Genomic DNA, 22,958 nt, shown 5'->3' with positions numbered 1-22,958 from the left:
TAACCCCAGGGTCGAGAACGCGATTGGGGCCAAAGGGTTCCATGGGGCGATTGGATTATTTCGCGGCAGGTTCCGCCTTGCCGGCCAGATACTGTTCCAGCCAGTGGATGTGGTAGTCGCCGTTGATGATGTCGTCCTGGCGGACCAGGTCGCGGAACAGCGGCAGCGTGGTCTCGATGCCTTCCACCACCATCTCGTCCAGCGCGCGGCGCAGCCGCATCAGGCATTCGGCGCGGGTCTTTCCGTGCACGATCAGCTTGCCGACCAGCGAGTCGTAATAAGGCGGGATCTGGTAGCCCTGATAGACCGCGGAATCGATGCGTACGCCGAGGCCGCCGGGCGGGTGGTATTGCGTGATGCGGCCCGGCGAGGGGCGGAAGGTCTGCGGGTTCTCGGCGTTGATGCGGCACTCGATGGCGTGGCCGATGATCTGCACCTCGCTCTGCTTGGCCGGCAGCTCGCCGCCGGCGGCGATGCGGATCTGCTCCAGCACGAGGTCGATGTCGGTGATGCTCTCGGTGACGGGATGCTCGACCTGGATGCGGGTGTTCATCTCGATGAAGTAGAACTCGCCGTCCTCGAACAGGAATTCGATGGTGCCGACGCCGAGATATTTCATCTCGCGCATCGCTTTCGCACAGGTCTCGCCGATCTTGGCGCGCGCAGCGGCAGCCAGCACGGGCGAGGGGCCTTCCTCCCAGACCTTCTGGTGGCGGCGCTGCAGCGAGCAATCGCGCTCGCCGAGATGGATCGCGCCGCCGCGGCCGTCGCCGAGGATCTGGATCTCGATGTGGCGCGGCTTCTGGAGATATTTTTCCAGATAGACCGAGGCATCGCCGAAGGCCGACTTGGCCTCATTGGCCGCCGTCGACAGCGCGAGCTGGAGGTCGGCCTCGCTCTGGGCGACCTTCATGCCGCGGCCGCCGCCGCCGGCTGCCGCCTTCACCAGCACGGGGAAGCCGATCTTCCTGGCGATCGCCATCGCGTCATCGTCGGGGCCGACCGCGCCGTCGGAGCCGGGCACCACGGGGATGCCGAGCTTCTTGGCGGTCTTCTTGGCCTCGATCTTGTCGCCCATCAGGCGGATGTGCTCGGCCTTGGGGCCGATGAAATGCAGATTGTGCTCGGAGAGGATTTCCGCGAAGCGCGCGTTCTCCGAGAGAAAGCCGTAGCCGGGATGCACGGCGTCGGCGCCGGTGATCTCGCAGGCCGCGAGCAGCGCGGGCACGTTGAGATAGCTGTCCTTGGACGCCGGCGGCCCGATGCAGACGCTCTCGTCCGACAGGCGCACATGCATGGCGTCGGCGTCGGCGGTGGAGTGCACGGCAACGGTCGCGATCCCGAGCTCCTTGCAGGCGCGCAGGATGCGAAGGGCGATCTCGCCGCGATTGGCTATGAGGATCTTGTCGAACATGGTGCCTCGGCGGGCGAATAGGGAGTAGCGAGTGGCGAATGGCAGGACAGGCACCATTCGCTATTCGCCATTCGCCACTCGCTTATTCAATGATGACGAGCGGCTCGCCGTACTCGACCGGCTGGCCGTCTTCGACCAGGATCTGCGTCACCGTGCCGGCGCGCGGCGAAGGGATCTGGTTCATGGTCTTCATGGCTTCGATGATCAGCAGCGTCTGGCCGACCGAGACCTTGCTGCCGACCTCGATGAACGGCTTTGCGCCGGGCTCCGGCGCCCAATAGGCGGTGCCGACCATCGGCGAGGTCACCGCGCCCGGATGCTTCGACAAATCGGCAGCGGCCGCGGCGGGCGCGGCAGCGGCGACGGCCGCAGGCAGGGCGACGGAAGCGGCCGCGACCGGCATCGGCATGGTCGCAGCGACGCTGATGTTGCGCGCGACGCGCAGGCGCAGGCCGGCGCGCTCGATCTCGATCTCGGTGAGGCTGGTCTCATCGAGCAGGAGGGCGAGCTCGCGAACGAGTGCGGAATCCTCGCTGGAAAACTTTGCGGCTGCTTTGTCGTCTGGCTGGCGCGCCATGTTGTCTGATCCGAATGTTCTGTTGAAGGGGAGCGTCAGGCTTTGGGCTTGATGGCAAGCTTGGCGGCAAGGCCCTGGATGGCGAGGCGGTAGCCTTCGATGCCGAAACCGCAGAGCGAGGCGAAGGCCGCGCGTGCGGTGTAGGAGTGGTGTCGAAAACTCTCGCGGGCGTGGATGTTGGTGACGTGCACTTCGACGGTCGGGATCTGCACCGCGAGCAGCGCGTCGTGCAGCGCGATCGAGGTGTGCGAATAGCCGCCGGCGTTGATGATGATGCCCTTCATCTTGCGCGCATGCGCTTCGTGGATGAAGTCGATCAGCTCGCCTTCGCGGTTGGACTGGCGGCAATCGGCCTTGAGGCCGTACGTCGCCGCGGTCTCCCGGCACAGCGCCTCGACGTCGGCCAGTGTCGCGTGACCATACTTCTCAGGCTCGCGCGTCCCCAGCATGTTGAGGTTCGGCCCGTTGAGGACGAGGATCGTGTCGGTTGCAGGTTCGGCCATTCCAATCCCGGAAGAGGTGCTTCGGCGTGGCGGGGTTATAGGTAACAAAGCGCGTCAGGGGAAGCCTCGAAGGGCCTCCGGGGGTGGTTCAGGTACCTCATCCAGTGCGCAAAAACCTGTGCGGAAACTACGGAAATCGCTTGTTAACCAGTCCGAAGGATGGCTGGCCGCCCGGACGCGCGGGGGAGGCCTGTCCATAGGCCAAAAGCCCCTGCCGATCTCTCGGCAAGGGCTCGTTTGGCAGTCAGCGAAGCAGCTTAGCCTTCGATGATGTACACGATCTCGCGGGTCTGCGGACGGACGATCACGTACTGGCCGTGGACGAAGATCACTTCATAGCCACGCCACTCCGGGTAGATCTCGACGATCCGGGGCGGCAGCGGATGGAAGCGGACCGACGCCGGGACCGCGGTGCCGACCGCGATGTTGAAGTTGACGTTCGTGGTCTCCTCGATCTTGGTCGACTTGATCGCCGTCGAGATCTCGCTCCGCTTCTCGGCGGGGGGCGCGGCGGTCGCTGTGGCGGAAGCGGTGCCCGTCGTGGTCTGCGACTTGGTGTCGGCCGCCTTGCTGTCCGCGCCCTTGGTCTGGGCGTTCATGTTGCCGCTCTTGGTGTCGGTCTCCGTGCTTTTGGACTTGTCCATCTGGGACTTGTCCATCGTGCTCTTCGACTTGTCCTGTGCGGACTTGTCCTGCATGCCCTGGGCGTGCTCGCCCTTCGCTGCGCCGGCCTTCTCGTCAGCCGCGTTCTTATTCATCGCGCCGGACTTGTCCATCCCGCCGGACTTTTCCATCGCGCCGGACGACTTCTCCTCGGCCGCTCCGCCGGACTTCATGGCGCCGCCGGACTGGCCGACCGTGCCCTTCTCGGGAGCGGCTTCCTTGCCCATCGCGCCGCGCTCAGCCGCGCCGCCCTGGGGCTGCGAGTGCTGCATCTGCGCGCCACCGGCGCTGCCGCTGTCGCGGTTCATATTGCCTTGTGCGTTCGCCAGACCGGTGCCCGCCACGAGCGCGAGTGCGGCAACCGAGATCATAAAGCGGTTCGACATCTATATTCTCCTCACGTGTTTCTTTGCGTCATTGCCCGCGCCGACAACGAAAGGAGATTTGAGTTGTTCCGGAACATTGGGGGTTCCGGGGTATTTGTTTCCTAAACGCGGGATGAACGCGCGCGCCGTATTCGCGCCGATATTCGGCCAACGAAAAAGGCCGGCTTTTCAGCCGGCCTCGTTGCATGAGTGAGTTGCGAGATGCGCGATCAGCAAGTTGCCTTGCCGCAGCGGGCAACGCCGATCTTTTCCTTGAGGCCTTCGAGACCGACGGCGCCGATCACGATCTGCTTGCCGATGACGTAGCTCGGCGTGCCGTTCATGCCCATCGCTTCGGCGAGCTTGAAGTTCTCCTCGATGGTGGCGCGCACCTCGGGGCTGGCGATGTCCTTCTCGATCTTCGCGGTGTCGAGGCCGGCTTCCTTGGCCGCCTGCATCGCGCGCGCCTTGTCGGCCGCGCCACGGCCGCCGAGCAGCTTCTGATGGAAGTCGAGATATTTCTTGCCGGTGGGATCCTGCATGCGCACGGCGACCGCGACCTGCGCGGCTTCGACCGAGCCCTGGCTCAGCACCGGAAACTCCTTCAGCACGACCTTGAGCTTGGGGTCGCCCTTCATCAGGTTGAGCATGTCGTCCATCGCGCGCTTGCAGTAGCCGCAATTGTAATCGAAGAACTCGACGAAGGTGACGTCGCCATCCTTGTTGCCGAGCACAACCTGGCGCGGCGAGTTGAAGATCGCATCCGAGTTCTGCGTGATGCTGGCCTCGTGCTTCTTCGTCTCCGCATCGGCCTGGCGCTTGCTGAGCTCGGCCATGGCTTCCTCGAGCACCTCGGGATGGGTGACGAGATAGTTCTTGACGATCGCCTCGATGTCGGTGCGCTGGGCATCGGAGAAGCTGTCGGCCGACGCGGGCACGGCTGCGCCGAACATGGCGAGCGCAAACAGCGCGGGGGCAAGCAGACGCAGCGAAGGCATAGGCAAATCCTCTTATCCAAAGCAGGTTTCGGAAAACGTCCCGGCGGACTTAAAGCTCGGTGTCGTGACGTCGTGGTGTCAGGCGTCGTTCTCGTTAGTTGCGCGGCGGCTTCGCCGCGACGATATCGTCGGCCTTGACCCAACCGGGCGTGCCGACGGCGAAACGGGTTTTCGCGCGCGTGGCGAGCTCGCGGGCGGTCTTGTTGTCGCCGCGCAAGGAGGCGGCCTGGGCCGATGCGAGATCCGCCTCGGCATAATCGCCCTTCCGGCCATAGGCCATCGCGAGCTGGCTATAACCGAGGATGGCCTCGGGCTCCCGGGCCACCGCGGCGCGGAGAATCCGTACGGCGTCTTCGGTGTAGGCCTTATTATCGGTTCCAACCAGAGCCTGCCCAAGTAACATCTCGATGAGGGGGGCGTTGTTGGAGAGTGCGACAGCCTTGCGCAGGGGCGCGATCGCCTCGGCGGCCTTGCCGCTCTCCAGAAGGGCCTGGCCGCGGACCTCGTAGAAGTACGGGTTGTTGGGCTGCACCGCGATCAGCGCGTCGATCTGGGCGAGCGCGCTGCGCAGATCGCCGTGCAGATAGGTGCTGATGGCGCGGGCGTAGCGTGCCGGCAGGCTGTCGTTGGTCTGCGGATAGCGGCGATAGACCAGCTCCGGGCGCTCCATGAAGGCCGAGATCTTGGCGCGCACCATGTCGTGGCGGAGCTGCAGCGCGGCATCGTCCTTCTTGTCCCAGTAAGGACTCGTGCTGGCGAATTCCTGGAGCGCGGCGACGCGCTCGGCGGGCATCGGGTGCGACTGGAGATAGGGATCGGCGCCGCGTGCGGCGAACAGGCTCTCGCTGGTGAAGCGCTTGAAGGTCTCGTACATGCCCTTCGGCGACTGCTGGGTCGCGGTCAGGAATTTCACGCCGGCACGGTCGGCGTTCTCCTCCTGCTGGCGCTGATAGGACAGGAGCGAGCGGCGGATCATTTCCTGCGGACCGGCGATCGCGGCCGCACCGGCGTTGGCAAGGCCGTTGTTGCCGGCGCTGCTCGAGCCGCGGGTGCTGCCGACGGCGATCGCACCGGCGCCGAGCAGCATCGCGATGATCATCTGGGTCTGGGCGTTGGCGAGCTGCTCGCGGAGCTTGGACAGATGGCCGCCGGCCAGATGCCCGGTCTCGTGCGCGAGCACGCCGATGATCTGGTTCGGCGTCTCCGATTGGAGGATCGCGCCGTAATTGACGAAGATGCGGCGGCCGTCCGCGACGAAGGCGTTGAACGAGGCCTCGTTGACGATCACCATCTGGATGTTCTGCTTTTCCAGACCGGCGACGCGCAGGATCGGGCGGGTGTATTCGCGCAGAAGCTGCTCGGTCTCGGTGTCGCGCAGGACGGGCGGCCCCTTGGCCTGCGCATGCGCAGCCGGGACCGGCAACAATGCGATGGCCGCAGCCGTGACCAGGGCGGCGAGGGCGGAGGCCTTCTTGCGCAATGCGATCTGGAGCAACATCAGGCGGTCTGGGTCAAACGGTCTAGATCAAGCAGTTTCGTGATTGGTTTTTGGCGATTGGCGGCGGACCGGATACGCGATATGCCCTTATGAGCCGTTCCCCTTATGAGCCGTACAATGCGGCCAGTCTGGGGCGCAAGCGCCCCGTTTCCCGGACCGGACGAACCGGTCCGCCAGCGAATAGCAGAAATCGATGCACGATGCGACCTTGAGGAACCGGTTGGGGCAGTGGCTCGAGCCCTCCCGCCGCAGTGATGTTCCCCCGTTCATGGTGATGGACGTTATGGCCGCGGCGGCCCGAATCGAGGCCGCCGGCGGTCATGTCATCCACATGGAGGTCGGCCAGCCCGCAGCCGGGGCGCCCAAGACCGCGATCGCGGCCGCCCATGCGGCGCTGGAGGCGGGGCGGATCGATTATACCTCGGCGCTCGGCATCCCCAGCCTTCGCGAACGCATCGCGCGGCATTATCGCGATGCCTATGGCTGCGACGTCAGCCCCGAGCGGATCGTGGTGACGACCGGCTCCTCGGGCGGCTTCATCCTGGCCTTCCTGGCGATGTTCGAGCCCGGCGACCGCGTCGCCGTGACGGTGCCGGGCTATCCGCCGTATCGTCACATCCTCACGGCGCTCGGCTGCGAGCCGGTGCTGATCGAGACCACCAACGACACGCGCCATGCACTGACCGGCGAGGCGCTGCTCGCGGCGCATCGCAAGGCGCCGCTGAAGGGCGTGCTGGTCGGCAGCCCCGCCAATCCGACAGGGACGATGATGTCCCGCGAGGCGCTCTCCGGCCTGATCACGGCGGCGGAAGACGCCGGCATCCGCTTCATCTCCGACGAGATCTATCACGGGCTCGACTACGCGTTTCCCGCGGTGACCGCGGCGGCGCTGTCCGAGCACGCACTCGTGATCAACTCGTTCTCGAAGTATTTTTGCATGACCGGCTGGCGCGTCGGCTGGATGGTCGTGCCCGAGATCCTGGTGCGTCCGATCGAGCGGCTGCAGCAGAACCTCTCGATCTCGGTGCCGTCGCTGTCGCAGATCGCGGCGGAGGCGGCCTTCGACGGCGCAGCCGAGATGGAAGAGATCAAGCACGGTTATCAGGAAAACCGGCGCATTCTGATCGAGGGATTGCCGAAAGCGGGCCTCAGCAAGTTCCTGCCGGCCGATGGCGCATTTTATCTCTATGCCGACGTCTCGGACTTCACCTCCGACAGTTTCGAGTTCGCCAAGCAGATGCTGGAACAGGCCCATGTTGCGGCCACACCGGGCGTCGATTTCGATCCCATCCATGGGCGCTCGTTCATACGATTCTCCTATGCACGCTCGGCAGATGAGATGCGGCAGGCAGTTGACCGGATCGCTCACTGGCTTAGTTAGAAACGTATGCTTTTGTCTCTCGTTGTATCTTCTAGCGTTTTTGCCTTTAAGGCTGATTTTCCCTTAATTTGTTCAGCTCTGTATGGCGCTTTGTAGCTCAGAATGTATTGCGCCGGACGCTCATTTTGGGCGTTTTGCGCCCCAAGTTGCGCTCAGCATTGGCACGCTCCAGCCTCTTTGCAAGGACCGAACGTGCAGTCGTGAAAACTCCCGCGCACGAAGCAACGCGAGTTAATGAAACCGGCCATGTTGAGCAGGACGCCATCGGAATCCGACGCAAAGATTCGAGCGGCTTCGTAGTGACAGAACTGCGCGATGTGGCCCGGCGCCACGACGATATAGTTGACCACGTAGCCTCCTATTCTGTGGGCCGCAGCCCGCCGTTTGGCAGCTCCACGAAGGAAACCCGCTCGCCGCGGAGCGCTAGAATGACCTTCCGCACCGTGTCGGGGTTGGCCGAGCCGCCGCTGTTCTTCATCACCACGCCGACCAGATCGTCGATCGGCGCGTTCCGCTCGCTCGCCAGGACAAAAGCTGCAAACCTGGCAAAGTCAAAATCTGGCGTGTCAAGAGTGTAGTGATCTGGCATCGGCTCGAACTCGTCGCTGATTCGCTGCCGGACGTAATCGAATTGATCCTTAATGCCTGCCAGCAAAATAGCCTTGAGCTGTTGCTCGTTAATCGTCATCAGGCGTTCCTCTCACTTAGCGGGTCGCAGCCCGCCGTTGTCAGGTGCAGAGAAACCCGGTTTTGCAGTTCGGCGCGTGCAAAACGACACCCCAGCAGCACCGCGGAGACGGCTCGACGATCTTGCCTTCGGCGTCAAGCTCGACGGTCTCGAAGCGGCCATAGCGGAACGTGACGGCGCGCGGTGGCTGCGCCTTCGCCGGGCCTCCGGTCATGACTTTGTACATGGCGCTATCCAGAGCTTTTGCGAACAGGTCTGCGTACTGCTGGTCGTCCATCATTGCTCCTATTCTGCGGGCCGCAGCCCGCCGTAGATGTTCTCGACGCCCTGGCGCAAGTCGCTAGGGATGTGGTGCCCGTAGACGCGCTCCACGGTCGCGATCGTGTCGGCCAGGACGCCGGCGACGATCCACGGCGCGACGCCGTTGCGCAGCATGTGCGTCGCAGCGGTGTGTCGCATCACATGCGGCCCCGTGCTCAGTTCGATCTCGGCGCGCTTCCCGATCTTGCGCATGTAGCCGTAGAACGACCCGCGCGAGAATCCGTCGAACAGCAGGTCGCCCTTCACGGCTGCGCAGGCGGCGCGCAGATGCGGTTCCAGCGCGGCAGAGATCGGCACGACGGTGCGCCGTTTCCGTGTCTCCCTGGCGCCGGGGAGGCGATAGTCGATCGTCTTGAGCTCGAAGTCGATCCGCTTTTTGCTGAGCTGCAGGATCGCCGTGCATCGGGCCGCTGTCTCGAGCGCGATCCACGCGAGCCATTCCATCTTCTGCGGCAAGTCGCCGCTCTTCACCATCTCGGCGGCCGTTGCCAGGAATAGTTGGACCTGCTCGGCGCGCAGCCAGCGGTCACGCGGCGGACTGCCGGGCGGTAGCTCGAACACCGGCAGATCGGAGGGCTTGATCAAGGCCTGCTTCGGCGCCGCGCACCAATTGAGGGCCGACTTCAAGACGCCGAGCTCGTTGCGGATCGTCTCCGGCGAAGCTGGTTTCTGCCCGATCTCGCCGGCTTCCCGCAGATCGATGTATTCGTCGATCTTCGTCGGTTCGTCGGGGCGGCTTGACGTTGCAACTTGAGCGAGAGTAAGCTTTCCGAAGTGACGCAGCAGATTCTTGCATTCGTATTTGCGCGGGCTGGATCCCTTGCGCTCAAGGTAGTTCGTGTAGAACGGCAGCAAGTCCTCGATGAGATACACGGGCGCGGCTTCGCCGCGATCGGCGGCTTCACCCTTCAGGAACTCGCCAAGGTAAATTTGCGCTGCAGTTTCTTCCGTCTGGCCCGTGCTGTGACGCTTTGAACGTCGACCTTCGGTCCAGTGGATGTAGAAGACCCCGTTGTCGTGTTGTTGCAAGTTGTAGGTCGGCATTTGATACGGTCCAGATATACCGCGATGTCGTCGCTACCGATGAGCACCGGCCGACGTTTAAGATAACCGAGTTGACCGCTTAGCCGGAGGCGCTTCACTGTCGATGGAGAGCAGCGCAGCTCGACCGCGGCTTCTTCTTCAGTGAGAAGTTTTGTTTGCGTCATCGGCTTCGAGCAGCGCCAGGATCTTCACCGCGGTCGACGTATGCACGAGTCTGTTGATGCGCAGCCACGCCTTCGACGGATCGCCGGGCGACACACGGAATTCCAACTCCGGGTTGTCGCGCTCGATAGCGCTTTCCGTATAGTTCGGGAGTAACACTTCGGGTTTCATGTCGAGAGCCTTGGCGAGCTTCTCGAGGTTGCTCGGCGTCGGCAGCGAAGCACCGCGCAGGTAAACGGAGATCGCGTTGCGGGGCAGGCCGGCTGCACGCGCAAGGTCCGCCTGTCGCCAACCTCTGTCGAGCATCAGCTTATACAAGCGGCGAGCGAACTCTTCTTTGGCAAGGTGCTTTGGAATGAGCGGCGACTTCGACTGTTTTGATGTTGGGGGTAGATGAGTGCGCGTAGTCCTAGCCATTTTTAGACGCCTTTTCTACATTATTTTACACTGGTCGTATGCCTGTTGTATGTCATGCATACCGCGTCGAGTGGCATACGTCAAGAGTTAATTATGCCCAATAGCGTGCAAATCTTACGGTTGTAGGTCAATAAGTTAACAACTTGTGGCGTTATGTCGCGGTAGTTGTACGGACATTAGTATAAGTTAAAGCGCGTTGACTTTTTGTCTTTGGAGTGTCATACATTGAATTACAGGTGCATACAAAAAATCTAAAAACACTTCCTCATGTTGGGCATCACCGCAAATGCTGACCAAGCGACAATCCACAGAGCTGAAGCATTATTTTGAGATAAAACGGGAACTTAACGAAGCATTCCGGGCAGGAAATGCCGAAGACGTCGAGTTCCATATTAACGAACTGTATGCCATGCATACGCATACAGAGAGCGATCGCCTCCGGGCGGCCTGCTCCGCGACGATCCGAGAGCATCGTCGCCCCCTGATGCCGATGATAGCGTGATCGAGTTCGCCCTGGCAGGCGCCCCGCGCGGCAAGGAACGCGTCAAGACCGCTGCCGACGGACATTCCTACACACCCGAACGAACCGTCTCGTTTGAGGGCCGACTTGCCTATGCGGCTCAGCTCGCGATGGCAGGTCGGCCCCCACTCGAAGGGCCGCTCGAGCTCGACGTCGTCATGTACTTCGCCGTGCCGGCTTCCAAGCCGGCGCGTTTCCGTCAGGACGCGCTGGCGGGCAAAATACGGCCGACCGTGAAGCCCGATTGGGATAACGGCGGCAAGCTCACTGACGCGCTCAACCTCATAGTCTGGATCGACGACAAACAGGTCGTCGATGCTCGCGTGCGCAAGTTCTACAGCGATCGGCCGCGCACCGAGATCCGAGTGACGCCGATCAACAACGGAGTTTTCGCGTGAGCCAGCAGAAGCAAGAGGCCGGATCAAAGTTCGACGGCGGCAAGCCGCGCATCGACCTGATCGCGCCGGAAATGCTGTTCGGCACGGCCGAAATCCTGTCGTTCGGCGCTGAAAAATACGGCGAGCGCAATTGGGAAAAAGGTATGTCATGGTCGCGGCCGTTCGGCGCGCTGATGCGCCACATGTGGGCCTGGTGGCGCGGCGAACAGAACGACGCCGAGACCGGCAAGCCTCATCTGTGGCATGCGTCGTGTTGCCTGATGTTTCTGATCGCGTTTGAAGCGCGGAGCGAGGGTGCAGACGACAGGCCGCGCAAAATCGCGTCTTGACTGTATCAAGTGACGTGATACAACGACATACAGTTAATGATTTCCTAGCGAGCCTGTTCAACCTGTCATGCAACCTTTGCCGACACGCCAGCAGCGATTTGACCGGAAGTGGATTCCGGAGCCGAACTGCGGGTGCCACATCTGGATTGGTGGCCTCAACGAGCACGGCTACGGCGTGTTCTGGAACGGTGAAAGGTTGGAGAAGGCGCACCGGTTCGCTCTCAAGGCGGCCGGTGTCGAAGTGCCGGACAGCGCCGACGTCCTGCACCGTTGCGACTTTCCGCCCTGCGTCAACCCGGATCACCTTTTTGTTGGCGACGCGTTCGCGAACGTCGACGACATGTGGGCGAAGCGGCGCGCGACCGTCTTGCGCCGACGCGGCACCGCTCAGGCACACGCGAAGCTGACAGACGAAAAGGCAGCTGAGATTCGACGCGCCTACACGGCGTTTGAAGCGAACCAATATGAACTGGCCGCAATTTACGGCGTCAGTCAGCGCACGATCTGGAACGTCATCAACACTCGCAACTGGATCGCGCCCAGCGGCGTCATCGTCGAACGGGGGCGCGGCAAATGCGCATGAACCCTCTGCCGACACAGGTCAGCGGCGCGCTGTTTCTTGCGAGAAACAGATACGCGTTGCTTGCCGATCAACCGAGGGTTGGGAAAACGGGCGCAGCGGTCATCGCCGCCGATCTGAACTTCGAATTCACGATCCTGATCGTCACGACTGCGTCGGGGCGGCCGGTCTGGAAGCGCGCAATCGCCGCATGGTCGATCTTCCCCCGGGAAGTGCGCATCCTGACGCGGCCGCCCCGCGAGAAGCTGTCCGGCGTCGTGATCATCGGCTGGCCGCAGGTTGCCGAACCGGCGATGCGCGCCGCGCTGCTGGCGCAGAAATTCGACCGTGTCATCCTCGACGAGAGCCACTACGCGAAGAGCTTCGACGCCAAGCGAACCTGTGCCGTTTACGGCGATCTTGACGCGGGCGGCTCGCATCTGCTGAACAAGCGCGCGCTGGCCGCCATAGGCGAGGGCGTGTGGTGCCTGACAGGCACGCCGCTGCCACACTCGCCGGCTGACGCTTACCCGATGCTGCGCGCGCTGGCGCCGATGCGGCTCGTCGCCGACCAGGCGAAGAGCTGGCCCGACGTCACGAAATATCAGGATTTCCTGCACCGCTACTGCGTCGTGCGGATGAAGGCGACGTCGCGCTTCCGAAAGATCCCGGTTGTCGTCGGTGGGCGCAACCTCGACGAGCTGCGCGAGCGCATGGCGGGCTTCTTCCTGCTGCGCACGCAAGAGGACGTCGGTATCCGGCCGCCTGTCTATGAGCTCTTGCCGCTGATGGTGCCCGATGCTGCGCGGCGCGCGGCGGACGGTGACGCCGATCTGTCGGCCGTGCTCGTCGCGATCGACGCCGGCAAGACGCGCGATCTCGAAATGCATCTTGGACCGCTGCGGCGGCAGACAGGCGTCATCAAGGCGCCGGCAGTGGCCGCAGCCGTGCGCGAAGAGTTCGCCGGCGGCCTCGACAAGATCGTCCTGGCCTACTGGCACCGCGAAGTCGGCGACGTGCTGGCCGACGAGCTCGCCGAGTTCGGCGTGCTCCGGCTCGACGGCTCCACGCCCGCCGCGGAGCGCGGCAGCATCGAGCAGCAGTGGCTGACCGACAAGTCGAAGCGCGTCTTTCTCGCGCAGATTGTCGCAGCCGGCGAAGCCATCGATCTCAGCAGCGCGGCCGTCCTTTGGTTCGTCGAGGCGTCATTCACGCCGAAAGACATGAAGCAGATGTCGCTGCGGATCACCAACCACACGCAGACCCGCCAGGCCGTCGTCCGGGTATGCGTGATCGAAAACTCAATCGACGAGGCCATCCAAGCCAGGCTGTTAATGCTCTGGACCGCAATCCGCGAAGTCATAGGAGACCAAAACGCATGAACATCTCGCTAACCATCAACGCCGACAACGTCGAAGACATGCAGGCGCAGCTGCGCGTCCTGCTTGCCGGTACGGCGGTCATCACTGTCTCGGGGGCCACGGCACCCCTCGCGCCGATCGAGCCCGAACCGAAGCAGACGGCCGCACAGAAGCGCGCTGCCGAGAAGGCGGCGAAGGAAGCCGCCGAAAAGGCCGCAGCGGACGCTGCCGCCGCTGAAGCCGCGAAGGCCCCGCCGACCGAAACCGAGAAGCAGGACGCCAAGGACGAGGCGGCCGAGCAGAAGGCACCGGAGCCGCTGAAACTGACGCACGACCACATCCGGACGATGCTCGGCGGCTACGTCATGGCCTACGGCATGGAGAAGGCGCAGGCCGACGGCCCCGGCTTCGTCGGCTTCCCGAAGATCAGCGAAGTGCCCGACGACCAGGCGCTGATCGCCAAGGCGGTCATCGCCATCGCGGACGGGATCGAGAAGAACCCCAACAAGCGCGACATGGCCGGCGACGGCATCTCGGCTGAGAAGATCGCCGAGCTGAAGCCGATCGTCGAAGCCGCCAAGGCTGTGAAGTAGGAGCCGACATGACCAAGCTGGCCGTTCACGCAGACCGCGATCACGCAACTTGGGCGGCCAGCTCTACCGCGCGCAACTGGAATTGTAGCGGCGCCATCGCTCTCAACCGACGTAATCCAGCCCCGGAGGTTGAGAGCGAGGCGGCCGCTTGGGGGACGGCCTGCCATCAGCTCGCCGAGAAGTGCTTCAAGCACAACCGCCACCCCGACGAATACATTGGCACCGTCGAGACGACCAAGCAACACAAGATCGATGTCGACGGGGAAGTCGCCGAAACGACCGAAATGTACGTCGATTATGTGCGCGGCCGCATTGCGGCTTACGTGCAGGAATTCGGCGAAGAGCCGATCGTTGTCCACGAACAGCCGCTGCCGCTCGACCGTCTCGGCGGCCCCTACGATGCCGGCGGCACGGGCGACACCGTGATGTACTTTCCGCGCTGGAAACTGCTCGAAGTCGTTGACCTAAAGGGTGGGCGCGGCCTGGTCGAAGCTGCCGACAACAAGCAGCTGCGCACCTACGGGCTCGGCTCGCTGCTCGCAAACCCGGGCCTCGACGTCGAGAAGGTCAAAACCACGATCGTGCAGCCGCGAGCGCCGCACAAGGACGGCAAGATTCGAAGCGATGAGCCTCATGTCGCCGATCTCGTTGAGTGGACCGCGGAATTGCTGGAGCGCATGAAGCTCGCAAAGCAGGCCGACGACGAGTTCGAGACGATGGCGTTCGCCGCCTGGTCGGCGAAGTGGCTCAAACCCGGCAACTGCAAATTCTGTCCGTCGGAGGGCAATTGCCCGGCGCTGAAGCAGCGCGCGCTCGACGCCGCGCACGTTTGGTTCGACGATCTCGACCGGCCGCAGATCAGCAACAAGGCGATTTTCGACACGCCGGAGCAGATAGCGGCCGATCTCGACATGCTCGACATGATCCAAGACTGGATCAGCGCTCGCCGCGCGCTGGCGCACAAGATGGCCGAAGGCGGTACGGAGATCCCGAACTACATCCTCGTGCCGCAGCAGAAGCGCGAAAAATGGAAAGACGGCGAGGAAGAGGCTGTGTTGAACATCCTCGACCACTCGGAATTGAAGCCCGAAAAATATCTCAACCCCGCCAAGCTGAAGACCCCGAAGCAGGTCCGCAAAGCGCTTGGCAAAAAGGAATCGCTGGTTGCCGGCCTGTCCGAGACGCCAGCGGGAGGCACGAACCTCGTTCGGGCCGACAAAACGACACGCCAGGCAATCCCGTCGGGCGTCAATCGTTTCTTCAACGACGAAAGCGCAACTTAAATGGCTAGCAGGTCAGAACAGTTTAAGACGCCCGCGCTCGTGCGCGTGGCGTTTTCCAACGGGCTCTTCGAGCTCCAGACCGACGATCGCGGCAACAAGAGCTGGACGTGCTCTCTGCTGATCCCGAAGAGCGACAGCCTGGCAGTCTACGAAAAGGCCGCGCTCGAGGCGGCCGCCGGCGAGTGGGGCGGCGAAGCGAAGGTGAAGCAGCTGATCAAGGACAAGCTGATCCACAACCCGATCCTCGACGGCGACGGCCCGCAGGGTAAGAACAAACAGACCGGCGAGTCGCATCCGGGCTTCCCCGGGCATTGGTTCATCCGCGTGAAGTCCGGCGAGAACTATCCGCCGGCGCTGGTTGACCGGAAGCGTTTGCCCGTCACCAAGGCTGGCGGCGCGATCTACTCTGGCTGCTACGGCTTCGCTGTCCTGCACGTCTTCACTTGGGAGAACAAGGAAAAGGGCAAGGGCCTGACGTTCGGCATCGACATGTTCCAGGCAGTCAAGGACGGCGATCGTCTTGGCGGCGGGGGCGGCGTCGACGTCGAGAAGTGGGCCGAAGTCATTCCCGACGAGGGCGAAGCGCCCGCCAGCACGAAGGGCGGCGCAGGGGCGGGCGGCCTTTTCGGCTGACTCTGTTGTATCAAGTGGCGTAATACACCGGGAGACAGAACGTCTCCCGACCACCGCAAATCCTGACCGGAGACCACATGGCAAAAGCCGAAAACGAGCGGGCCGTAGAGGGCCACAACAGCGCGGCGACGAAGTTCGCCAAGGATCAGCTGAAGTCGATCGTCGAGCGGATCGAACGGCTCGAAGAAGAGAAGAAGGCGATCGGTGACGACATCCGCGATGTCTACGCGGAAGCCAAAGGCAACGGCTACGACACGAAGGCAATCCGCGCGGTCGTCAAGATCCGCAAACAAGACCCGAACGAGCGGGCCGAGCACGAAGCCATTCTCGACACCTACTGCCAGGCGCTGGGGATTTTCGCATGAGAGTGCTGGTCATCGAACCCGATAGCTCGGTCGCGCAGTCGATCGAGCTGATGCTGAAGTCCGAAGGCTTCAACGTCTACACGACCGATCTCGGCGAAGAAGGCGCCGACCTGGCGAAGCTCTACGACTACGACGTCGTCACGATGGAGCTCAATCTGCCGGACATGTCCGGCTACGATATGATCCGCGAAATCCGCGTCGCGAAGATCAAGACGCCGATCGTCGTCTGCTCCGGCCTCGCCGGCGTCGTCGACAAGGTCAAGGCGCTCGGCGTCGGCGCCGACGCCTATCTCACCAAGCCGTTCCACAAGGACGAGCTCGTCGCCCATATCCACGCCGTTGTGCGCCGTTCAAGCGGCCACGCTGCGTCGATCATCCAGACGGGCGATCTCGCGCTCAACCTCGACACGCGAACCGCCAGCGCCGCCGGGCAGCCGCTGCATCTGACCGGCAAAGAGTATCAGGTTCTCGAGCTGCTGTGCCTGCGCAAAGGCATGTGCATCAGCAAGGACATGATGCTGAACCACCTGTACGGCGGCATGGACGAGCCGGAGCTGAAGATCGTCGATGTCTTCATCTGCAAGCTCCGGAAGAAGCTGACCGCCGCCGGCCTCGACGTCGTCAAGACGATTTGGGGCAGGGGCTACATGCTGCAAGACCCCGTTCCGGAGGTTGTCGCGTGAGCATGGAAGAGCTCGACAACCTGGCGGCAGACGGCCGCGTGACGAACGTATCGCTCGCCCGGCGCCACGGTGGCGGCTGGCAATGCTACCTGACGCTCGGCGCGACCGGCAGCCACATCGCACAGATCGACGACAGCCCGTCCTCCGCGCTCGCGAAGGCGATCGAGAAGGTGCCGGCCACGGAGGCCTACGACATGAAATACGGGGCGGCGGCCGTCTCTGAGCGCGCGAAGGACGAACAAGTGGCTGCTGATCGAAACAGCCATTGGGCGGACTTCAACGCCCGCGAAGCGCGCGAAGTGGCGATCGGGCTTGAACCCGCTGAACCGACAGGGGTGTTCGATTGACCGACGATCTGATCGCGCGCCTTAACGGGCTCCATTTCGCCGGCAAGATGCACGGATTCTCGCTGTGGCCGTCGCAGGGCGGCTACCAGGCGAATCTGGCTGTCGGCTCGAATTCCTGGCGCATCCGTAACGGCGCGACGCCGGGCGAGGCCATTGCCGAGCTGCTGAGCGACACGCCCGGGCTCGAAGTCAGCGACGCCGAAATGGTGTCTGCGCGCGAAGTCTTCGAACCTGAATTGCCAGATCCGGAAGACAGCGTTTTCGGATGACGGCTTATTACAACGAGATCGACAAGTTCGCCGCCGCGACGCTGCGCAACCTGATTGCAGCGGGTCTGATCGCGCCGGGCGACGTCGACGAAAGAGATATCCGGGATGTTCGACCTTCAGACCTGCGAGGCTACACGCAATGCCACTTCTTCGCCGGCGTCGGCGTGTGGTCTTACGGAATGCGACGCGCCGGCTGGCCCGACGACCGGCGAGGCTGGACCGGAAGTTGCCCCTGCCAACCTTTCAGCTCGGCAGGCCGAGGCGCAGGGTTTGCTGACGAGCGGCACCTATGGCCTGCGTTCTTCCATCTCATCCGCGAATGCCGCCCGGATGTCGTCTTTGGAGAGCAGGTTGCGAGCAAAGACGGCCTCGCTTGGATCGACCTTGTTCTCGCTGACTTGGAAGGCGAGGACTACGCCGGCGGGGCGTTCGATCTCTGCGCTGCGGGCTTCGGTGCGCCGCATATCCGACAACGACTCTACTGGATGGCCGACGCCGCTCCAATCGGACACGCGCAGCGGCGTGAACGAGCGGGCGATCAGAGAGACGAACCGGGATCGCGGCCCGCGCTTATGCGACGTGACGATGTTGGCGGCCTGGCCCACGCCCACCACCACGGATTTCAAGGGGGCGCCGTCGCTGTCCTACGAGGAACGGGGCGGCGGGAAGAAGGGGATGCGGCTGGACGCGGCGGCGCATCACTGGCTGAACGTAGCGGGCTGGCCGACGCCGATGGCAGGGACGCCAGCACAGAAGGGCTACAACGCGGCGGGCAACAACGACAGCAGCAGGAAGACGGTCGAACTCGCGAATTGGGCGACACCGACGGCAGAGGATCATCGGCGGGGCAGCAAACCGCCGCGGCCGCACGACAAGGGAGTGCCGCTCTCACAGATGGTTGCGGAGATGCAGCCGGCCCGACTAACGGCCACTGGCGAGATCCTGACTGGCTCCTCTGCCGGGATGGCAAGTGGCGGCCAGTTGAATCCGGCACATTCCCGCTGGCTCATGGGGCTGCCACCAGAGTGGGACGCCTGCGCGCCTACGGCAACGCCATCGTCGCGCAGCAAGCGGAAGAATTCGTCCGCGCCTACCTCGACACCGAACATCTTCGACTGAGCCTGGCGTCGGGGGTGTTTGCATGAGCGAGTGCCAGATCTGGCTGGACGACACAAAGTACGTCGTGGTCGACCCGATCGACTACGAGTGGGCGCAGCAGTGGCGCTGGCATGCGACGTTCAACAGCACCGGCAAAAAGTTTTACGCGACCCGCATGACGACGGAGCGACTGCCCGACGGCACGCGGAAGCAGCGCAAAGTCTACATGCACAAAGAGATCCTGAAACGGGCGGGGAAGCGGCGCCGCAGCATGCACCACACGATCGGCGACCACGGGGACGGTGACAGCGCGAACAACTGCCGCGACAATCTGACGTGGTCTACCATCAAGCAGAACAATAACTGGCACCGTCAGCGGCACCTTCTGCAGCAGAAGGGATTTTTCGACGAGGCGTCGGCGTGAGCGGACTCGAAATCGACTTCGAAACGCGCTCCGACGTCGACATCAAGGTCGCCGGCGGCTACCGCTATTTCGAATCGCTGCACACCAAGGCGCTGATGGCGTCCTACAAGATCAACGGCGGCCCGCGGAAACGCTGGCGCTACGGTCAGCCGTGCCCCGACGACATCCGCCAGCACATCGAGCGCGGCGGCACGATTTCCGCGCACCAAGCCGGCTTCGAGCGCCTGCTGATGCAACGCGTGCTCGCCCGCATAGGCTGGCCGATGCCGAAGCTCGAGCAGTTCCGCTGCACGGCCGCCACGGCTGCTGCGATGGCGCTCCCGCGCAGCCTCGAAGGGCTCGGCGACGCGCTCGGCCTCAAGATCAAAAAGGACAAAGAGGGCGGGGCGCTGATCCGCTTTTTCAGCATCCCGCGCCGGCAGAAGAAGGACGAGCCGCCGGGGCTCTATTTCAACGAGCCAGAGGACTATCCGGAAAAGTTCGACCGCTTCCACGACTATTGCGACGACGACGTCGAATCGGAAGCCGAAGCTGACAGCCGCATGGTGCCGCTCTCGGACGCCGATCAAGAAATGTACTGGATCGACCAGCGCATCAACGACCGCGGCATCCGCATCGACGTCAAGTCGGCCCGCGCCGCGCTCCGTCTCGTCGAGCGGGCGAAGATCCCGCTCGACCGGCAGATGGCCGCGACCACGGCGTCGGAGGCGTACCCGAAAGGCTACGTCACGGCCTGCAGCCAGGTCACGAAGCTCGTCGAGTGGATCAACGCGCAGGGTGTGCCGATCCCGTCGGCAGCGAAGGCCGAGATCGAAGAACTGCTCGAGACCGACGATCTACCGGCAAAGGTCCGGCAGGCGCTCGAGCTGCGCCAGGAAGCCGCCAAGACGTCGACGTCGAAGCTGGTCGCATTCCTGAAGCGCGCCGGCGCCGACGATCGCGTGCGGGGCGCCTTCCTGTTCCGCGCGGCCGGCACGGGGCGCTATTCGTCCGTCGACGCGCAGCTGCACAACCTGCCGCGCCCGCGCAAGGTCTACGGGGACACGCACCCCGACCTGAAGACCTTGTTCGAGAACTTCCGCCACGGCGATCCGGAGTGGCTGAAGCTCTGCTATGGCGACGAGCTCGGCAAGCCGCTACATCTCGTCTCCGACGCGCTCCGCAGCTTCATTTGGGCCGCGCCGGGGCACGAACTCTGCGTCGCCGACTATTCCGGCATCGAGGGCGCGGTCGCGGCGTGGTTCGCGGATGAGGACTGGAAGGTCAAGGCGATGTTCGACCTGATCGCCAATCCGGACCTGCCGGACCTGTACCGGCGCGCGGCCGCGGGCATCTTCAACACCGACGTCGACCTGCTCGGCAAGAAAGACCCCCGCCGCCAGGTCGGCAAGGTTTCCGAGCTGTCGCTGCAATATCAGGGCGGGGTGGGGGCGTTCCGGTCGATGGCGCGCAACTACAGCCTCAAGATCGAGCCCGTCTATGACCCCGTGTGGAGTGTGGCGCCAGAACAGCGGCGGGAGGCCGCCGAGAAGCGCTACGAGGCCTGCCTGAAGCGCGGCGACCCGACCACGAAGGTGCTCTCCCGCAAGGCCTGGCTGGCCGCTGAGCTCGTCAAGGTCGGCTGGCGCGCCACCCATCCCGCAATCGTCGGCTGCTGGCCGGCGCTGCAGGAAGGCATCGCGCAGGCCATCCAGAACCCCGGGCAGGTCGTCACGGTCAAAAAGGTCTCTTACCTCGTCAAGATGGGCTTCCTGTGGTGCCGGCTGCCCAGCGGCCGCTGCCTGGCCTATGGCTCGCCGCGGCTCTCCCGACAGGTTTGGGTGCGCCGGCGGGAGGCCGACGGCTCATGGGCCGAATCGTCCGAGGTCATGGAGCGCACGCAGGCCGAGCGCATGGCCGCGAAGGGCGACGTCAAGATCGAGAGCGAAGCGAAGCCGTCCCCGACCGCGCTCGGCGTCGACAGCGTCACGAAGCGGTGGGTCCGCTTCGCCCTTTACGGCGGCCTCGCTTTCGAGAACATCGTGCAGGCCATCGCGCTGGACCTGCTCGAGAACGGGATCCGGCTCGCCGAAGCGAACGGCTACCCCGTCATCGGCCATGTGCATGACGAGATCATCACCGAGAAGGTGCGCGGCAGCGGCGACGTCCGCTTCTTCGAAGAGCTGATCTGCCGGCTGCCGCCGTGGGCAAAGGGCTTGCCGCTGACGGCGAGCGGGTTCGTCGGGAAGCGCTACCGGAAGGACTAGGCCGCGAGAGGGAACATCTGGACGTTGTCCCAATCGCTCGTGTCGCTGGTCGTATCGTTGCCGGACACCGTGTCGGCGGGAAGCGCCAGCATAGCGTATTGCGTCGTCGCGGTCGGGATGACAACGTGCGCGTTATAGCCGTTCTGGTCGTAGTTGATCGGCGCATAGGCGGGTGTGGGGGACGACGTGCTGCCGTTGCTGTTGTTTGTCAAGCCGAGCGAACCTGGGTTCAAATAGGTTCCGCCTACGTTCGGCGTATACACGTTCTCCGCGGAAAGCAGATAGGGCGCACCAATCACCGTCGTCACGCCTTGAATAGTTCGAGTGTCAGTGCCACTCGCGCCGCGCGTCATGCGAAGGAAGCCACCCGCGTTCCACACCACCCCGGACGGGTTTTGGTTAGTCGTCCACCCGGATATGTTCGCCGGGAAAGTTCCGTTCGTAATCATGTTGGCTGCAAATGAAGTCGCCCCGGTCGCGCCGAGCTCGAACGTCTGCGACCACGATATGCCGGACACCGAGCCGAATGCACTGGCGTTGCCCATATCGAAATAGAACTTCGACCGCCCGATCGTGGTGTCGCGCACCACGGACGTCCGACGATAGTTCGCCTGGTTGGGCGCGTTGGTTGTAAACCTCATCGTCACGCCGTCTGCTGTTCTGCGCAGACTGACCATGTTGGCTTTTTGCAGATAGACGCGGCCGTAGGTCGTCGTGCCGACCGATATCGGTGTTTTGTATTCGGTTCCACCGCTTGCAAGCGTAAAGGTGCCTTCGTCGTAAGTGCCTGTAGCGATGCCCATCCCGATGTAGGCAGTCGCAAGTACGGCCGATGACGAGACCGTGCCGGAATCGAAGAAGATACCAGCAGCGTTGATCGTGACGGTGAATCCTGTCACGGTAACGGTGCTAGAGCCGTCTGTGATCGACACGCTATGCGTGAGAACAATCTGGTTGCCGGAAGCGACGCTGGACGTGGGGTCGAATGCTTGACCGTCGATCGTCAACGCTTCAGCGGTCAGCGAGCCGGAGCCTATACCGTGGTATGAACCGGAAAATTTGCCCGACGACGTCGGCAACACGAAAGCGTAATCCTGCGCGCCCGTGTCGTTAGAGAATGTTCGGATGGGCGCGCCGGTGGGGACGCTAAGCACGCTGGCAAATTCAGCGCAGCCAACGTAGCGCCAATTCGGCCACGATCCGCCCTGGTCAGTCGCTGAGTTGCCGCCCGTATTGCGAATGAAGTGATAAGCGAACGCGGTCCCGCGCACGTTGCGCGCCATGACATAGAAGCTGTTTGCGGTGTCCGGAACGACGCGGACGTTGACCTTTCCGCCGCCGCTACCGCCGAGCGCGCCAGAAATGGGAAAAGAGATCGCCGGCATCAGAGTCGCAACCCGCCGACGGTGGCCGTAAGGCTCGTCGTTGTCGACCCCGACTGCACCGCGCGGATCTGACAGGGCGGGAGCTCGAAGCCGCCAGCGCCATTCGCGGTTCTGGTAACGTAAGCGTCGCCGGCCGCGTCGACATCGAGCCAAGTCGAGCCGCCTGCATCAGCGTCAGGCGACCATTGCAGCTTGCAGGTCGCGCCGCCGAACGTGCCGAACACCGCGAAGACGCCGCGCCCGCCGGGCCATGAAACCGCGTTGCTGTTGCCGTCGGTCGTGCGCGCCGAGAACAGCGCTTGATTCTGTGAATAGGCCATAGCGCCTCGCAAAATTAGCGGTTCCCGAATGTATTGTCTTTCGCGCTTGTTGACAATGGAATACAAACGACATACATTTGATACAACAGATTCCCGCCACCATCGGAGCAGCAC

Annotated in this window: 29 protein-coding genes and 2 pseudogenes; 16 read left to right on the top strand and 15 right to left on the bottom strand. The window is 63.4% G+C overall.

Annotated features, from left to right (window positions below; all coding sequences use genetic code 11):
• Positions 1-55 precede the first annotated feature (55 nt).
• From accC to VGR99_RS13950, 6 genes are all read right to left on the bottom strand, one after another.
• Positions 56-1,414 (bottom strand): acetyl-CoA carboxylase biotin carboxylase subunit, encoded by a 1,359-nt coding sequence (accC, locus tag VGR99_RS13975; protein ID WP_326898960.1) that lies wholly within the window; start codon positions 1,412-1,414, stop codon positions 56-58.
• Positions 1,415-1,496: 82 nt separating this feature from the next.
• Positions 1,497-1,991: an acetyl-CoA carboxylase biotin carboxyl carrier protein gene (gene accB / locus VGR99_RS13970; protein WP_326898959.1), complete on the bottom strand. Its 495-nt coding sequence runs from the start codon at positions 1,989-1,991 to the stop codon at positions 1,497-1,499.
• Positions 1,992-2,026: 35 nt separating this feature from the next.
• Positions 2,027-2,494 (bottom strand): type II 3-dehydroquinate dehydratase, encoded by a 468-nt coding sequence (gene aroQ / locus VGR99_RS13965; protein WP_326898958.1) that lies wholly within the window; start codon positions 2,492-2,494, stop codon positions 2,027-2,029.
• Between the two features lie 257 nt (positions 2,495-2,751).
• Positions 2,752-3,543 carry a DUF1236 domain-containing protein gene (locus VGR99_RS13960; RefSeq protein WP_326898957.1) on the bottom strand — a complete coding sequence of 264 codons (792 nt, stop codon included), beginning with the start codon at positions 3,541-3,543 and terminating at the stop codon, positions 2,752-2,754.
• Positions 3,544-3,752: 209 nt separating this feature from the next.
• Positions 3,753-4,520: a DsbA family protein gene (locus tag VGR99_RS13955; protein ID WP_326898956.1), complete on the bottom strand. Its 768-nt coding sequence runs from the start codon at positions 4,518-4,520 to the stop codon at positions 3,753-3,755.
• A 94-nt stretch (positions 4,521-4,614) separates the two neighbouring features.
• Positions 4,615-6,018, bottom strand: coding sequence for a M48 family metalloprotease (locus tag VGR99_RS13950; RefSeq protein ID WP_326898955.1), 1,404 nt, complete (start codon positions 6,016-6,018; stop codon positions 4,615-4,617).
• A gap of 193 nt (positions 6,019-6,211) precedes the next feature.
• Here VGR99_RS13950 and VGR99_RS13945 point away from each other — a divergent pair, with 193 nt between their 5' ends.
• Positions 6,212-7,399 carry a pyridoxal phosphate-dependent aminotransferase gene (locus VGR99_RS13945; RefSeq protein WP_326898954.1) on the top strand — a complete coding sequence of 396 codons (1,188 nt, stop codon included), beginning with the start codon at positions 6,212-6,214 and terminating at the stop codon, positions 7,397-7,399.
• A 152-nt stretch (positions 7,400-7,551) separates the two neighbouring features.
• Here VGR99_RS13945 and VGR99_RS13940 read toward each other — a convergent pair whose 3' ends face one another.
• The 6 genes and pseudogenes from VGR99_RS13940 to VGR99_RS13915 form a co-directional block, all read right to left on the bottom strand.
• The gene (locus VGR99_RS13940) at positions 7,552-7,749 is read right to left on the bottom strand and encodes a hypothetical protein (RefSeq protein ID WP_326898953.1); all 198 of its coding nucleotides are present in this window, start codon (positions 7,747-7,749) and stop codon (positions 7,552-7,554) included.
• A gap of 8 nt (positions 7,750-7,757) precedes the next feature.
• Positions 7,758-8,087 carry a hypothetical protein gene (locus VGR99_RS13935; protein ID WP_326898952.1) on the bottom strand — a complete coding sequence of 110 codons (330 nt, stop codon included), beginning with the start codon at positions 8,085-8,087 and terminating at the stop codon, positions 7,758-7,760.
• A 40-nt stretch (positions 8,088-8,127) separates the two neighbouring features.
• On the bottom strand, positions 8,128-8,367 hold the full coding sequence (locus VGR99_RS13930) for a hypothetical protein (RefSeq protein ID WP_326898951.1): 240 nt from the start codon (positions 8,365-8,367) through the stop codon (positions 8,128-8,130).
• Between the two features lie 5 nt (positions 8,368-8,372).
• Positions 8,373-9,452 carry a site-specific integrase gene (locus VGR99_RS13925; protein WP_326898950.1) on the bottom strand — a complete coding sequence of 360 codons (1,080 nt, stop codon included), beginning with the start codon at positions 9,450-9,452 and terminating at the stop codon, positions 8,373-8,375.
• A 65-nt stretch (positions 9,453-9,517) separates the two neighbouring features.
• Positions 9,518-9,616 (bottom strand): annotated as a pseudogene (locus VGR99_RS13920) (hypothetical protein); the annotation flags it as partial.
• A complete protein-coding gene (locus tag VGR99_RS13915; RefSeq protein WP_326898949.1) occupies positions 9,591-10,031 on the bottom strand; it encodes a helix-turn-helix transcriptional regulator in 441 nt (146 codons plus the stop codon). The gene VGR99_RS13915 and the pseudogene VGR99_RS13920, both read right to left, overlap by 26 nt.
• A 498-nt stretch (positions 10,032-10,529) precedes the next feature.
• Between VGR99_RS13915 and VGR99_RS13910 the strand changes: the two genes are divergently transcribed.
• The 3 genes from VGR99_RS13910 to VGR99_RS13900 all read left to right on the top strand — a co-directional run bounded on the left by VGR99_RS13910 (position 10,530) and on the right by VGR99_RS13900 (position 11,861).
• Positions 10,530-10,949, top strand: a complete 420-nt coding sequence (locus tag VGR99_RS13910) for a RusA family crossover junction endodeoxyribonuclease (RefSeq protein WP_326898948.1) — start codon at positions 10,530-10,532, stop codon at positions 10,947-10,949.
• Positions 10,946-11,278, top strand: a complete 333-nt coding sequence (locus tag VGR99_RS13905; protein ID WP_326898947.1) for a dATP/dGTP diphosphohydrolase domain-containing protein — start codon at positions 10,946-10,948, stop codon at positions 11,276-11,278. Before VGR99_RS13910 ends, VGR99_RS13905 begins: the two co-directional genes overlap by 4 nt.
• A gap of 67 nt (positions 11,279-11,345) precedes the next feature.
• Positions 11,346-11,861: a hypothetical protein gene (locus VGR99_RS13900; protein WP_326898946.1), complete on the top strand. Its 516-nt coding sequence runs from the start codon at positions 11,346-11,348 to the stop codon at positions 11,859-11,861.
• A gap of 67 nt (positions 11,862-11,928) precedes the next feature.
• On the opposite strand, the gene VGR99_RS13895 is transcribed toward VGR99_RS13900, so the two are convergent.
• Positions 11,929-12,123, bottom strand: coding sequence for a hypothetical protein (locus VGR99_RS13895; RefSeq protein ID WP_326898945.1), 195 nt, complete (start codon positions 12,121-12,123; stop codon positions 11,929-11,931).
• A gap of 28 nt (positions 12,124-12,151) precedes the next feature.
• Here VGR99_RS13895 and VGR99_RS13890 point away from each other — a divergent pair, with 28 nt between their 5' ends.
• The 12 genes and pseudogenes from VGR99_RS13890 (at position 12,152) to VGR99_RS13835 (ending at position 21,139) form a co-directional block, all read left to right on the top strand.
• The gene (locus tag VGR99_RS13890; protein WP_326898944.1) at positions 12,152-13,219 is read left to right on the top strand and encodes a helicase-related protein; all 1,068 of its coding nucleotides are present in this window, start codon (positions 12,152-12,154) and stop codon (positions 13,217-13,219) included.
• Positions 13,216-13,791, top strand: coding sequence for a hypothetical protein (locus VGR99_RS13885; protein ID WP_326898943.1), 576 nt, complete (start codon positions 13,216-13,218; stop codon positions 13,789-13,791). Before VGR99_RS13890 ends, VGR99_RS13885 begins: the two co-directional genes overlap by 4 nt.
• Positions 13,792-13,799: 8 nt before the next feature.
• Positions 13,800-15,074: a DUF2800 domain-containing protein gene (locus VGR99_RS13880; RefSeq protein ID WP_326898942.1), complete on the top strand. Its 1,275-nt coding sequence runs from the start codon at positions 13,800-13,802 to the stop codon at positions 15,072-15,074.
• The gene (locus VGR99_RS13875; RefSeq protein ID WP_326898941.1) at positions 15,075-15,707 is read left to right on the top strand and encodes an ssDNA-binding protein; all 633 of its coding nucleotides are present in this window, start codon (positions 15,075-15,077) and stop codon (positions 15,705-15,707) included. It begins immediately after the preceding gene.
• Positions 15,708-15,784: 77 nt separating this feature from the next.
• Complete coding sequence (locus VGR99_RS13870; RefSeq protein ID WP_326898940.1) at positions 15,785-16,072, top strand: DUF2312 domain-containing protein; 288 nt, start codon at positions 15,785-15,787, stop codon at positions 16,070-16,072.
• Positions 16,069-16,755 carry a response regulator transcription factor gene (locus VGR99_RS13865; protein WP_326898939.1) on the top strand — a complete coding sequence of 229 codons (687 nt, stop codon included), beginning with the start codon at positions 16,069-16,071 and terminating at the stop codon, positions 16,753-16,755. The genes VGR99_RS13870 and VGR99_RS13865 overlap by 4 nt, the downstream gene beginning before the upstream one ends.
• Positions 16,752-17,102, top strand: a complete 351-nt coding sequence (locus VGR99_RS13860; protein WP_326898938.1) for a hypothetical protein — start codon at positions 16,752-16,754, stop codon at positions 17,100-17,102. Before VGR99_RS13865 ends, VGR99_RS13860 begins: the two co-directional genes overlap by 4 nt.
• Complete coding sequence (locus VGR99_RS13855) at positions 17,099-17,371, top strand: hypothetical protein (RefSeq protein WP_326898937.1); 273 nt, start codon at positions 17,099-17,101, stop codon at positions 17,369-17,371. Before VGR99_RS13860 ends, VGR99_RS13855 begins: the two co-directional genes overlap by 4 nt.
• Positions 17,368-17,799, top strand: a pseudogene (locus VGR99_RS13850) (DNA cytosine methyltransferase); the annotation flags it as partial. The gene VGR99_RS13855 and the pseudogene VGR99_RS13850, both read left to right, overlap by 4 nt.
• A gap of 157 nt (positions 17,800-17,956) precedes the next feature.
• Positions 17,957-18,490 carry a hypothetical protein gene (locus VGR99_RS13845; RefSeq protein WP_326898990.1) on the top strand — a complete coding sequence of 178 codons (534 nt, stop codon included), beginning with the start codon at positions 17,957-17,959 and terminating at the stop codon, positions 18,488-18,490.
• 22 nt (positions 18,491-18,512) lie between these two features.
• Positions 18,513-18,893 carry a hypothetical protein gene (locus VGR99_RS13840; protein ID WP_326898936.1) on the top strand — a complete coding sequence of 127 codons (381 nt, stop codon included), beginning with the start codon at positions 18,513-18,515 and terminating at the stop codon, positions 18,891-18,893.
• Positions 18,890-21,139: a hypothetical protein gene (locus VGR99_RS13835; protein ID WP_326898935.1), complete on the top strand. Its 2,250-nt coding sequence runs from the start codon at positions 18,890-18,892 to the stop codon at positions 21,137-21,139. Before VGR99_RS13840 ends, VGR99_RS13835 begins: the two co-directional genes overlap by 4 nt.
• Here VGR99_RS13835 and VGR99_RS13830 read toward each other — a convergent pair.
• On the bottom strand, positions 21,136-22,524 hold the full coding sequence (locus tag VGR99_RS13830) for a hypothetical protein (RefSeq protein WP_326898934.1): 1,389 nt from the start codon (positions 22,522-22,524) through the stop codon (positions 21,136-21,138). The two genes, VGR99_RS13835 and VGR99_RS13830, sit on opposite strands and share 4 nt — an antisense overlap.
• Positions 22,524-22,844 carry a hypothetical protein gene (locus VGR99_RS13825; RefSeq protein ID WP_326898933.1) on the bottom strand — a complete coding sequence of 107 codons (321 nt, stop codon included), beginning with the start codon at positions 22,842-22,844 and terminating at the stop codon, positions 22,524-22,526. The genes VGR99_RS13830 and VGR99_RS13825 overlap by 1 nt, the downstream gene beginning before the upstream one ends.
• Between the last annotated feature and the right edge of the window lie 114 nt (positions 22,845-22,958).

It is taken from the genome of Bradyrhizobium sp. (assembly GCF_035935975.1).
Classification (GTDB): Bacteria; Pseudomonadota; Alphaproteobacteria; order Rhizobiales; family Xanthobacteraceae; genus Bradyrhizobium.
This window is presented reverse-complemented; position numbering and strand designations above follow the sequence as displayed.